Source organism: Bacillus sp. PK3-037, assembly GCF_054161355.1.
Window position 1 is genome coordinate 3,795,197 of record NZ_CP096408.1, and the last position, 12,451, is coordinate 3,807,647.

At 46.4% G+C, this 12,451-nt stretch carries 12 protein-coding genes; 1 reads left to right on the forward strand and 11 read right to left on the reverse strand.

Annotation, left to right across the window (positions count from 1 at the left end):
* Positions 1-55 precede the first annotated feature (55 nt).
* The gene (locus tag M1D69_RS19480) at positions 56-1,237 is read left to right on the forward strand and encodes an MFS transporter (RefSeq protein WP_458105129.1); all 1,182 of its coding nucleotides are present in this window, start codon (positions 56-58) and stop codon (positions 1,235-1,237) included.
* A 13-nt stretch (positions 1,238-1,250) separates the two neighbouring features.
* Here the strand turns inward: M1D69_RS19480 and niaP are convergent, their stop codons facing one another.
* The 11 genes from niaP to M1D69_RS19535 form a co-directional block, all read right to left on the reverse strand.
* The gene (gene niaP / locus M1D69_RS19485) at positions 1,251-2,453 is read right to left on the reverse strand and encodes a niacin permease NiaP (protein ID WP_458105128.1); all 1,203 of its coding nucleotides are present in this window, start codon (positions 2,451-2,453) and stop codon (positions 1,251-1,253) included.
* Between the two features lie 121 nt (positions 2,454-2,574).
* The gene (locus tag M1D69_RS19490) at positions 2,575-3,666 is read right to left on the reverse strand and encodes a toxic anion resistance protein (protein WP_010332934.1); all 1,092 of its coding nucleotides are present in this window, start codon (positions 3,664-3,666) and stop codon (positions 2,575-2,577) included.
* Between the two features lie 15 nt (positions 3,667-3,681).
* Complete coding sequence (locus tag M1D69_RS19495; protein ID WP_458106107.1) at positions 3,682-5,295, reverse strand: YceG family protein; 1,614 nt, start codon at positions 5,293-5,295, stop codon at positions 3,682-3,684.
* A 31-nt stretch (positions 5,296-5,326) separates the two neighbouring features.
* Positions 5,327-6,127 (reverse strand): HAD family hydrolase, encoded by an 801-nt coding sequence (locus M1D69_RS19500; protein WP_059292010.1) that lies wholly within the window; start codon positions 6,125-6,127, stop codon positions 5,327-5,329.
* Positions 6,124-7,233, reverse strand: a complete 1,110-nt coding sequence (locus M1D69_RS19505) for a cysteine protease StiP family protein (protein WP_458105127.1) — start codon at positions 7,231-7,233, stop codon at positions 6,124-6,126. The genes M1D69_RS19500 and M1D69_RS19505 overlap by 4 nt, the downstream gene beginning before the upstream one ends.
* Positions 7,234-7,239: 6 nt before the next feature.
* Positions 7,240-8,550 (reverse strand): phosphoribosyltransferase family protein, encoded by a 1,311-nt coding sequence (locus M1D69_RS19510; RefSeq protein WP_458106106.1) that lies wholly within the window; start codon positions 8,548-8,550, stop codon positions 7,240-7,242.
* A complete protein-coding gene (locus M1D69_RS19515; RefSeq protein ID WP_458106105.1) occupies positions 8,540-9,700 on the reverse strand; it encodes an HpcH/HpaI aldolase/citrate lyase family protein in 1,161 nt (386 codons plus the stop codon). The genes M1D69_RS19510 and M1D69_RS19515 overlap by 11 nt, the downstream gene beginning before the upstream one ends.
* A gap of 62 nt (positions 9,701-9,762) precedes the next feature.
* On the reverse strand, positions 9,763-10,536 hold the full coding sequence (locus tag M1D69_RS19520) for a TerC family protein (protein ID WP_044162031.1): 774 nt from the start codon (positions 10,534-10,536) through the stop codon (positions 9,763-9,765).
* A 51-nt stretch (positions 10,537-10,587) separates the two neighbouring features.
* Positions 10,588-11,166 (reverse strand): TerD family protein, encoded by a 579-nt coding sequence (locus M1D69_RS19525; RefSeq protein ID WP_010332927.1) that lies wholly within the window; start codon positions 11,164-11,166, stop codon positions 10,588-10,590.
* Between the two features lie 35 nt (positions 11,167-11,201).
* On the reverse strand, positions 11,202-11,783 hold the full coding sequence (locus M1D69_RS19530; RefSeq protein WP_010332926.1) for a TerD family protein: 582 nt from the start codon (positions 11,781-11,783) through the stop codon (positions 11,202-11,204).
* Positions 11,784-11,805: 22 nt separating this feature from the next.
* Positions 11,806-12,405, reverse strand: coding sequence for a TerD family protein (locus M1D69_RS19535; RefSeq protein ID WP_458105126.1), 600 nt, complete (start codon positions 12,403-12,405; stop codon positions 11,806-11,808).
* Positions 12,406-12,451: the final 46 nt, after the last annotated feature.

The following is a 12,451-nucleotide window of genomic DNA, read 5'->3' on the forward strand; positions in this document are numbered from 1 at the left end:
TATATACATATCTGTTTCATAGTTTCATAATTATAAAACTATAGGAGTGTTAAACGTGAAACTTATTTGGCTTTTTTTCAGTGTAATGTTTGTCATCGGCACAGATACCTTTTTGCTCTCACCGCTTCTCCCGCTTTTGCAGGACCAATTCCATGTCTCCACTGATTTGTCAGGCTGGATGGTCAGTGCTTATGCGCTCGGTTATGCGCTGTTTGCTTTGGCAGCCGGTCCGATCTCTGACCGCTTTAATCGGAAAACAGTGATGCTGTCGGGGCTTGCGGGCTTTATCCTTTCCACGTTTTTATGCGGCATCGCTCCCTCCTTTTCCGCCATGTGTGCTTTCCGTTTTGCCGCCGGCGTCAGCGCGGCGTTTGTGACGCCTCAAATTTGGGCATCCATCCCTGTCATCGTCCATCCCTCAAAAGTATTAAAAAGCATGGGGATTGCAACAGCAGGATTAGCTGCTTCACAAATGCTCGGGCTTCCGATCGGCGGATTTTTGGCTTCCTTCACTTGGCACACGCCCTTTTTCGTTCTGTCAGCAGGCTCGCTGGTTCTCCTGTTCATTTTGGCGGCGGCCATGCCAGATATTCGTCCTGCAGAAGCCGCAGCACACCGTTCATCTATAGCCAGCCCTTATCGTGAGCTGTTTTCACTGCCAAAAACATCGATGATCCTGCTTGCTTATTTTCTCTTTCAAACAGGGAATTTCGCCACGTTCAGCTTTCTCGGCACGTGGCTTTCTGCAGATTATCATTTAACCGTATCCCAAATCGGCGCCGCGATGCTTGTACTGGGGCTGGGAAATATGCTTGGAAGCCTAATAGGAAGCAAAATTGCATCAAAGCTCGGAACGTGTAAGACATTAATCAGCGGCATGCTGCTGATGGGCGCGCTCTATTTTTCCCTTCCTTTCTTTCCTAACTTATTTATTGTAGAAGCCAGCTTTTTTCTGACTTTCTTTATAGCGGGAATCATTTTTCCGTTAATGATGGGGATATTCCAATCCATTTCACCGAACGCGCGCGGAACGATTGCATCTCTTTCCAATGCGGCTATGTATGCAGGAACCACTGTCGGCACATGCCTTGCCGGATTTTTATATCAAAACACGCATCATTTTGGAGCTGTCACGGCGTTTACGGCGATTTTATTTGTCTTGTCTATGGCCCTTTATCAAACAAGCAGAAAAAACAAACCGCAAGCTGCCGGTTTCCATGTAAAAAGCACCTCATGAAGAGGTGCTTTTGTTATTCAAGCTCAGTTTGTTTCGTTTCTTTCCCCATAATCAAAATACACGCGACCGCCAGTAAAATGGCAATGCAAAAGATTGAAAAAATCACTGAAAACGAAATATGGCGGGCGGCGAGTGTTCCGACGAGCAGCGGGCCGAAAATGCCGCCGATTCTTCCAAACGCCGCTGTGGTTCCTGAACCTGTCGCGCGAATCGATGTTGGGTATTGCTCCGGTGTATAGGCATACAGCACGCCCCACGCGCCAAGATTAAAGAAGGACAACAGCATTCCAGCCGTCAGCAGCAGCCCTAAGGAATCTGCCGTTCCGAAGAAATACGCGCTTCCCGCTGTTCCGATCAAATAAATGACCAGTATCCATTTCCGGCCCGCCTTTTCGATCAGCCACGCAGCCGAAAAATAGCCCGGAAGCTGAGCAAGCGTCATCAGCAGAACATATTCAAAGCTTTGAATCATGCTGAATCCTTTTAACAGCATCACACTCGGCAGCCACAAAAACATCCCATAATAAGAAAAGACAACGCAGAACCAGACGATCGACAGCATTACCGTCGGCCGAATATACTGTTTCGCCCAAACGCTTTTCACGTTCTCCCACACCGATTTCTTTTTCATAGAAAGCGATTCGTACTTTGGCGAATCAGGCAATCCTGTCCGCAAGTACAGCGCATAAAATGCCGACAGTGCGGTTAAAAGCAAAGCCGTCTGCCAGCCGAAGCTTGGAATGACAAAATAGGAAATAAGCGCCGCTGCCAACCAGCCCACAGCCCAAAAGCTTTCGAGAAGCACAATGATCCGGCCCCGTTTTTCAGGCACAACCGCTTCCGAAACAAGTGTTGAAGCGACAGGCAGTTCGCCGCCAAGTCCCATCCCAATTACAAAACGCAGAATGAGAAATGCCGATAAGCTTGTGACGAAAGCTGATATACCGCTTCCGATTGAAAAGCATAAAAGGGTAATGATAAATACTTTTTTGCGGCCGATTCGATCAGCCAGCAATCCAAACAAAAACGCACCCACAGCCATGCCGATGGAATTTACGCTTCCGATCCATTTCATTTCTTCAGGTGAAAGATTCCACTCCACATGGAGCGCGGCGATAATAAACGATAATATTCCGACATCCATTGCATCAAACAGCCACCCTAAACCGGCGACACCCAGCAGCTTACGCTGGGATATAGGCTGTTGTTTTCCCATAGCCAACACCTCTGATATGCAAAATAATTACCGTTTAAGTTTACACCTGTCTTTACACGTTGTCATTACCTAATTGATGTCAATCAAAAACCCCGCTTATGATTCACAAGCGGGGGTCTTTTTATTGCTGTAATGCTGCTTTTTTAATATTATCCTGCAGCTGGGCAATTCGTCTTGCGCCCTCTTCCCGAAGGCGTTTGTTTTCTTCTTCGATTTGTTTTGTTTCCTGCATGCCGCTGACAATCGTGTTCCAAGAGGATTCGATCGTTTCTATATCAATGCTTGGTCTGCCGGCCATTCTGGCAATTTCAACACTCTGGTTCGAGATGTTCTCCGCATTGCGTTTCAGCATCTCATTTGTCCGGCGGTCAAGCTCGCTCATAGAGTCAGCCACAAGCTTTTGGCGTTTCACCGTAACAGCCTGAATAATGCCGTTTTTGAAAATCGGAATCGTGATGATAAAAGCGGAGTTGATTTTCCCGATCAGCTTAGCGTTACCGCGCTGGAGCAGTCGGATCTGCGGTGCGGTTTGAAGCGCCACCATTCGCGCCATATCAAGATCATACACGCGTTCCTCAAGCGCCTGAATGCCGTTGCGCAGCGTATCGAGCTGCATTTGCGCAAGCTGGTTTCCGCTTGCCGCTTTTTCTTCATATGAAGGAAGGATTGACTGCATCTCTTCCAGCTTCATTTGACCGGCAACAACGTATTTTTCAAGCTCCATGTAGTAGTTGATATTGTTTTCATACATTTCATCGAGCGTGTAGTTTGTTTTTGTCATCTCATCTTTATATTTGGAAATCTCAACGTTGATTTTTTCAATTTCTCCGCCGAGCGTCTGGTACTTTTTAAAGATTTTCTCAATCATGCTGCCGCCGCGTTTGAAGATTTTGGCCATCAGTCCCTTGGGTTCGTCAAAATCATTTTTGTCAAAGCGGTCCATGATTTTTCCAAGCTGAGTCAGCATTGTGCCTGAATCTGTCACGCTTGTTGTTTTCATCATTCCCAAGATGCGGTCAGAGAACTTGGAAATTTCAACAGCCGGCTCCTTTCCATACTCCAGCAGCTCCATTTGGTTTTTCACGTCAATTTGCTGGGCGAGGCGCTGCACCTCTGGTTCCTGGCGGAGCTGCAGGCGGATATCGTCTGCCTTTTGCTGAGAAATTTCTTCGTTTTTATCGAGAACAAGCGGATTTTGATTTTCTGTTGTCATGCTTTTCTTCTCTCCTTACTTTTGGGTAATCGTTCTGAACAGCCTTTTCACGAGCGAAGGCTCTTTATAGTCCTGCTGAAACACCATGTCGTCCAGCCAGTGGATATCATACTGATCCTCTTCAATATAATGCTCAATGTCTTGATGTCCGGGTGGATTATAAATGACGATATCAATGCCGATTTCATTCAAAAACAGCAGGGCTGCGGCGTCTGATCGTGTGAGCTCACCGTTCATTTCCGTATGATACAGCACCAGTTTCGGAACAGTCTGCGCATAGTCGAACATTTGAATCAATTTCAACAGGTTAGCGGGAAGGTTTGTTGTTTGTTTAAATAAGTAGATCTGAACATCCTTGACCTGTTCCTGATGCAATGCCTTCAGCCGCGGGTGTCTGCACATTCTCGAGATCGTTTTGGCGATCGCGGTCTGAATGCCTGCCGGAAGCTGTTTGTACTGCCACACATTGCTTGCGATCAGCTTTTCCGGATCGATGTTTCCTTCATGATCAAGCGCGTGGCTGTAATGAAATTGATAGTTTGATTTGATTTCTTCTGTAAACGGAAAGCTTCGAACCATTTCCGTTTCTGGATAATCCGCCATTGTATGAAGTCTGTTCCAATATTCTTTATTGTCCTTCGACACACCCATCATTTTGGCAAACACATTCGGAATATCGATCGAATGTTTATCGGCTTTGAAATTCGGGCGAATAAACGCACGTTCTTTCGCAATTAAAAACAGTTCATCATAGGTCGTTTTCAGCGTCACGGAAACCGGTGTGTGGTCTCTGAACTGCCAAGGTTTGTACAGCATGGATTCCTCGTGATTCAGCACATGCTCAAATTCCTTTGTCGATCGATACGCCACCGTTGATTTACGGTCAGGTTTTTCTTTCGGGAATGGCTGAAGATCTGAGACATCCGGAAGCTTTTCCGTGAAGCTTAGCTCCTGCTTAGGGTCAAGGAGCGTCAGCTGATCGGTTCCCGCCGGATGGAACAATAGAACATCACAGCCGACAAGCATCAAATAATATAAGAAATACAGCTGGCTTTTCGTCGCGTCTCCATACCAGACCACCTTCGGCATCTCCTGCTCTATATCGGCTTTTTCCAGCCAAGGATTCAGGTGGTTCAAGGAAAACTTTGAAACATCAAGAAGCACTCTGCGAAAATCAGGATGATTCAGCCCCTGCTCATGATTTTCGGCAAAAGTATGTAAAAGCGTCATCAGTGCTTTTCTTAAATGGCGGTGCAGCAAAGGATTGGAATGCTTCGCAATCAGCTGTTCCCCGTCCAGAAAGGCGACAAAGCGGCTGATCGAAAGGCCTTTTTCCTTCTGGTTGATGGAATGAATATGCTGAAGCGCCTGAAATGTTTCGGGTGCAATTGTTTTATCAAGTGTTTCGCTCAGGACATAAATATGATCGTTTACAGAAAGTTCATACAGCTCGTTAAAGTAGTCGGTCTCATCAATGGGCGTGCCCAGTATTTGCCCGGCAAGCCGCGAAAAAGAAAGACCTTGTTCATTCTCATAGTGATCCCGCTCCGGCAATGGCTGAAACAGTATGCTTTTCCAATCCCCATCGGCCGGAACAGCTTTATGAATAATTAGCTCTTCTTGTCTCATCATATCCTCCTTTCTGGTTTGTTTGTGTATATTACACGTGTTTTAATTTGGATATTTGCGATAAAACTGACGCTGTGATTTCTTCACCCGCCAGCATGCCGCTTGCAATCGTTTTGCGTAATTCCGGATCGTGACTCAATACCTCTCCGTGCGCGGGTGCGATGCCAAAATCGGCTTCCCGGATCAGTTCAAGATCAAGCAGCGAGTCTCCAGCCGTATAGATTTCATCAAGAGAGAGCCTGGATTTCAGGTATTCAACTGCTTTCCACTTATTAAGCGGATTGGGAATAAAGTAAAGCTTCCGCCCCTGCAGAGATACTTGCCAGCCCTTATCGGCGCCCCACTCTTTCACAGCGGATATATCGATACACGGTATTTTTTCCTCATGTAAAATGAGATACACGAAATAGTGATGGGCGATTCGGGTTCTTTTTACCGCCTCTGATAAAGAGAGACCTGCGATTTCCCTCAGCATGGCCTCGATCGGCAGACACGACGCCAGCTCCTCTTTCATCAGCTCGTCCCACTCTTTCAGAGGCTCGCCGTCTTTTAAGATGCACCCGCCATTTGTTGTCACCGCGTATTCCGGCACAATGTCCTGCTGGAAACATACGATTCTCTTATACTGTTCGTTTGTACGCGTGGTGACGGGGATAAAATAGTGATCCTTCTGAATCTGATTTAAATGCTCTTTTACGGCTGAGGAAATATAAGAAAGCTCCCGCCCATTTAATGTTTCAATCAGCTCAATCCCGGCTTCCTTATCGGGCGTGCCGATCATGCGCCTTGAATAAATTAATGTTCTGTCTAAATCGCTGGCAAACGCGTTCATAGGCTTTTCTCCGCCGGACGAATCAGCCCGCAGCAGCTGTAAGACATGTTCTCGTATTCTTCTACAGGCACTCCCCGATCCTTTGCCAGTAAAAGAATGTGTTTCAGCGTTTCTTCAGCGCCAGGCTGAATCAGTATTTTCCAAGGCACTCTGCGAAGAAGCACACGGGTCGTTTCTCCGACACCAGGTTTAATCAGATTCGTATTGCTGATGCCAAATTGCTTTCGGATCGTCTCAATGGAAGCCAAACCGTCCCAAGCCGGTTTCATACGTGCGCGCTGCAAGCCAATCGCCAGACGTTCTGCTTCTTTAAAAATAGACGGAAATTGCTCGGCTATCGTTTCAATATAGAATACAGAAACATCCTCTTCGCTCAGCTCACGGTAATATTTCGCCCCGTGAAAATCATCCGGCCCGATCCATTTTTCATTTAAGACCGTGCGGCTGACAAGACCCGAGACCGTAGAGTTCAAGCAGGCACTCGGAATCAGAAAATCCTCCTTCGTTCCGTAGATGTCCGCGCAATCACCCGGATCGGCAAGCACCGCAATTTCTGAGGATAGTCTCGTGTTCCAGCGCTGGTTAAACTGTTCGATGGATCGATTCAGTTCTTTAGTAATAGCGCCTTTGCCTGTCCAGCCGTCGATAAAGGCGATTTTTCCGTCTGGATGATGCTTCAGCATATACTGCAAGGCGTTTTCATCAATTCCCCTGTCCCGAATAATCGATATGCTGTAGTGCGGAACTGAGACGTGATACTTCATCTTGATGTACCGTTTGATCAATACACCGATCGGTGTGCCCGCCCTTGCCAGACTGCACAAAACTGTATGCTCACCGTGTTTGGCGAAAAGCTGCTCCGCTACAGCTCCGGCCGCTGACGCAACCTTCTGTTTACTGTCTTCAAGCGAGGCATAAAACAGTTTCATATATTCATCTGTCGGCTTATATTCGATCGGCAGCATCTCTGAGTAATGGGTGCCGCTTTGGATCGAGCGTTCCCGTTCTTCCGTGCTTTTTTCAATCGAAACGGCGGACAAATCTTTTAATAGAAAGGTGACATCCTCCTTCGGATAGCTCCCAATCTGGTCAATTATCTCTGTCAATTCAGATCACGCCTTTCCTGAAAGAGTTACAATGTGGACATGCGGCACTTCTTTTTCTTTGAATATATGAAAAATCGGCTGTAACGCCTCATCCGAAACGGTCTTTTCAAGACAGAAAAAGACCTCGTCATACGCTCCGGCGGGGAGGTTATAGATAAAATGGCGAACCGCCTCATCTTCGGGATTCATAAATGAATAACCGTTTTGCACAGCATAGCCCGCTTTGACAACAGGGTGAATCGGGCTGCGGGTAGTAGAATGACAGGAAATGGAGCCCTGAAGATGCGCCGCGATTTTCATAGGAATGTACATCAGCTCTCCCGTTCCAAGCACAAGCGTCCTTCTCCCCTTCCGATACTGCTCCACATGCTGCGCAGCTAGGCAGCAGGCCTCGTGAACTGCCTGCCTGTCACTCGCCTTTAAGCCAAACCGCCCTGTTTCCTTCACATAAAAATGCTCGTCTGCGAATATGGCCGGCTGATAAGGTAAGGATGCAAAGAAGCCGGACAAGTCGATGTCTGTTCTGTTTATTGCTGATTCCTGCGGCTTCGGTCTGTAATCGTAGGAGGACTCTGACAAAAGCTCTCCCTTAAAAGAAATGCGCCCAGACAGTAAAGCTGTTGTTGATATGGTAACCCCTAGTTCCCGTTCCGCTTCAGCATAAGCTTGTTTGTGCTCCTCAGTGCGCCAATCCAATAAAGACAAAACAGCGTATTCTTTGCGGGGGAACTTCGATTGTATATCCCGAATGATATGCAGTGCGGTTTTTCCTGTCGTGATTTCATCATCCACGAGAATCACCGGGCAATCGTTGTTAATCATATGAGGTTCCGCATAGCACAGCTGGTCGGTCGCATGGGAGTGCTCCTCGACAAAGGTAATGGAAGGCTCGTTGTTTCGTATCAATTCACGTGTTGTATGGACATACGACGCATTCTCAATGCAGTCATAAACCGCGTGTCCAAGGGCTGTCGCCGTTTCCGCAAACCCGATCACAAGCGGCGCCTCCTCTAGTGCAATGCGCTGGTTTTGCAATATTCGATAAGCAGCCCGAAGCCCGCTGTCCGTTCCTGAAAGAAACCCGTTCAAAATGTCGGCCTTCTCCTTCAGCTCACGGCCCGTTTTTCGTTCAGCGTACTCCAAAGCAAGCAGCCCTGACGCCAAAAGCGGCTTCAGCGGATGAACTGGAATATGCTTTCCCAGCACTTTGCTGACAAATAAAAAACCCCTTTTTTTGTTCACCCGCGCCGCCATTTCAAATAAGACTTGCTCCGGAATAGAAAGCGGATTGTCAGTGACCGACAGATCAACCGCCATATTGTCCAATATTTGAAGTGTTTTGCTGTTCGTTGAGCAAATCGGAGAAAGATCGGTTTTCATGATACACCCCATAGATTTCTGATTTTATTATGATGTTCTCAGCCCATTTCATATGGGGCTTCATCTCATTCATTTTGTTGGAAAAATGGCTTTTCATCACACCGATTGAACCGTTTCCGTGATGAATAATGCTTAACGCATCCATATAGTCTTCCTTTGATACAACATACAGGCTGTTTACCGCTTTAAGCTGAGACGGGTGAATGACTGTTTTTCCGTGAATCCCGTTAGCGATATCAAGCTCTGTTTCCTTCACCAAACCTTTGACATGCTCATTCAGCTCAGTAGGCTGGTGTGCTGACAGAAGGTGAGGCTTTTGCGCTGTCTGGAAATATTCCCAGACCGGTCCAGAAACGACAAACGTCCGGCCGAAATAATTGATGACATCCGCCATAAAATCGGAAATCAGGCGAATATCATAGATGGTTTGCCCCGGCTTTCTCCGGATGCCGTATAACCCGCACAAATCAGTCGCACCGATTCGCACATTTAAAATCAAGTCCTGATATTGATGCAGAACCGCACTCAGCTCTCCGAAAGCCTCCGGCCGCGTCTCTTTAGAAAGCAAATCGGGCGTTTCTAAAATCGGCATTCCATAAATCGGCGCTCTCATACCGCGAGAAATGTTGTCCAGCGTTTCCGCATAGTCACGGGCGTTCACTCCTGAACATTTCGGAAACACAAAACCGGTTAACAAATGAAGAAAGCGCTTCAAGCGGCCCGCCAGCTCCTGCAGCTGCTGCGGAGAACGCACCCTTACAAACATGAGTGGAAGATTATCCGGTTCTATTTTGTTTTGCTGAATCGCCTGTTCTATGCGCTCAAGCTGAATGTTGAGATTATGTTCAGCCTGCTCGACTTCATGATCCCCAATCGCATCCTCTAAGCAGAAAACAACGGACGTTAGATCCTCGTACTTTTGTTCAGTAATCATAGCGGCTATGTCGTGGCGGGTTGCAGGCATATATAATAGGGCTCCCAGCGCTTGTTCAAGCCATTTTTTAGGCGCCTCTTTCGTGACCTGTTTCGCCACTTGATAAAATACATGTTCTTCTTGACGCGCTGATAAATAGTGGAAATACCGCAAACCAGTCACCCTCTTTTCTGTAACAAAAAAGGAAGGACATGAAACTCCCTCCTTGTTTTGTTTTATTCTTCTTTTGACGCAGCTGTTTGTTCGCGCACCTGCTTTTGTTTGTTGATATAGTGAATGATAAATGTCACCGCAAATGCAGCGATAATGATAATGAAGAATACAGAATGCGGCATTTCATAATGGAAAGCGCTCCCTGCCATTTTCAGCGCGATAATTCCGATTAACACGAATGCTGTGTTTTCAAGCTCAGGGATTTTATCGATCAGCACAAGGAATACTTTTGCGACTGTACGCATCATTAAAATACCCAGCATACCGCCGATCAAAAGAACCCATACTTTTTCAGATACCGCAAACGCGGCCAAGATGCTGTCCACAGAAAAGGCAAGGTCCATCAGTTCAACTGAAATAACAGTTGCCCAGAAGATACCGAATGTACGGACCATCCAAGAGTTTTTCTTAATACCGTCTGCTTCCTCTTCTTTTTCGCCGATCCAGAAGTGCTTAATGACGAGCCAAGCCAGGTAAAGCGCGCCAAGCACCTTGATCCACCAGAATTTAATGAGAAGCATACCGAGTCCGATGAATATAAATCGGAAAATGTACGCTCCGAATAAACCATACGTTAACGCTTTTTTACGCTGTTTTTCCGGAAGATGTTTCACCATAACCGCAAGAACTAACGCGTTATCGGCCGATAAAAGGCCTTCCAGCACAACAAGGGAACCGATCAGACCCCAGGAAACAGGATCAGACAATACCTCTCCCCACATTTTCCAATCGAAAAATGAAGCATACGTAGACATGATGTGATGTAAAAATTCCAAGTTTTTTCCTCCTATTAATTGAAAACGGTGACTGCTTTATTTGTCACTCGCTTACACCTGCAAACCGTAGTTCCGGCACAATGAAGCAAGGCCGCCGGAAAAACCGCTGCCGATCGCATTGAACTTCCACTCGTTTCCGTGTCTGTACAGCTCACATACGACAACGGCTGTTTCAATCGAGAAATCTTCTCCCAAATCGAAGCGAAGAAGCTCGTTTTGAGTCTCTTCATCCGCAACGCGTACAAACGCGTTTGACACTTGTCCAAAGTTTTGGCTGCGTGCTTCCGCGTCATGAATTGTAACTGTGATGCCGATTTTCTCAATGTGAGCGGGGATTTTTGAAAAATCAACGATGATCTGCTCATCATCTCCGTCGCCTTCACCGGTGCGGTTGTCACCCGTATGGATGACACCGCCGCTCGGATGCTCAAGGTTATTATAGAAGACGAAATCGAGATCATTCACACAGTTATCATGCGCATCCACTAAAAAGGCTGAAGCATCCAGGTCAAAATCGTGTCCGCCTGAGTACTTATTTGTATCCCAGCCTAAACCGATCACCGCTTTTGTGAGTCCCGGGTTTGTTTTCGTTAAGTCAACACGCTGTCCTTTTGCTAATTGAATGGCCATACTGCCTCTCTCCTTTCTGCTCTCCGTAATATGTCTTAACCGACTTGCAAGCCGTAGTCTGTTGCGATGCGGGCAAGACCGCCTTGGTAGCCTGAGCCGATAGCAGAGAATTTCCATTCTCCGTTGTGTCTGTAAAGCTCGCCAGCGATAATTGCCGTTTCAATAGAGAAATCTTCCGCAAGATCGTAACGAATAAGCTCTTCATTTGTTTCTTCATTGACAATGCGTACAAACGCGTTTGACACTTGTCCAAAGTTTTGGCTGCGCGCTTCCGCTTCATGAATCGTGATAACAAATGAGATTTTGTCGATATTCGCAGGTACGGCGCTGAGATTGACTTTTACATTCTCGTCATCACCCTCGCCAAGACCTGTCAGGTTATCGCCTGAATGAACAACTGAACCGTTTCCGCCTTCAAGCTGGTTATAGAAAATAAAATCATTTTGACTTGCGCATTTTCCAGACGCATCTAAAAGGAATACACTTGAGTCAAGGTCAAAGTCATGTCCGCCGTCATACTTATTCGTATCCCAGCCTAAACCGACAACAACCTTTGAAAGACCCGGATTTGTTTTTGTTAAATCTACTTTTTGTCCTTTTGCCAATGAAATTGCCATGTTTCATCCACTCCTTTTTCTTTTATACGTACCGGTTGACAATATCTTCTAATCTCGTATCGTTTGTGCCTTCGCCGACCGCCGCGAATTTCCACTCGCTGTCCTGGCGGTAGATTTCAGCCGTAATCAGGCTTGTTCTGCCGGCATAATTGTCTTTCAAATTGTATTTGAGCATTTCTTTATGATTCGATTCATCAACAACACGGATAAAAGCATTTTGAATCATGCCGAAATCCTGTTTTCTTCTTACGCAATCATAAATATTCACAACAAATACAAGCTTATTAATGTTGGCAGGCACTTTCGCCAAATCAATTAAAATCTGCTCATCATCGCCCGCTCCGTCGCCTGTCAGGTTGTCACCTGTGTGCTTGACACTGCCGCAGCGGCTTTTCAGGTTTCCAAAATAAATGACATTTTTCTTATCAGTGAACTTGCCGTTTTCCAGCATCAGCACTGATGCGTCACAGTCAATATTTGGTCCGCCTCCGCCGAGCAGCTTTCCAAAAAAGCCGCCGCCTGATGAAACCGGGTCCCAGCCGAGACCGACCATCAATTTTGACAGACCCGCTTTTCCTTTTGTTAAATCAATTCGCTGACCTTTTTCTAAAGAAATCGCCACACGATTCACTCCTAATCATCGATATGTGAATATAGTCACATTTATT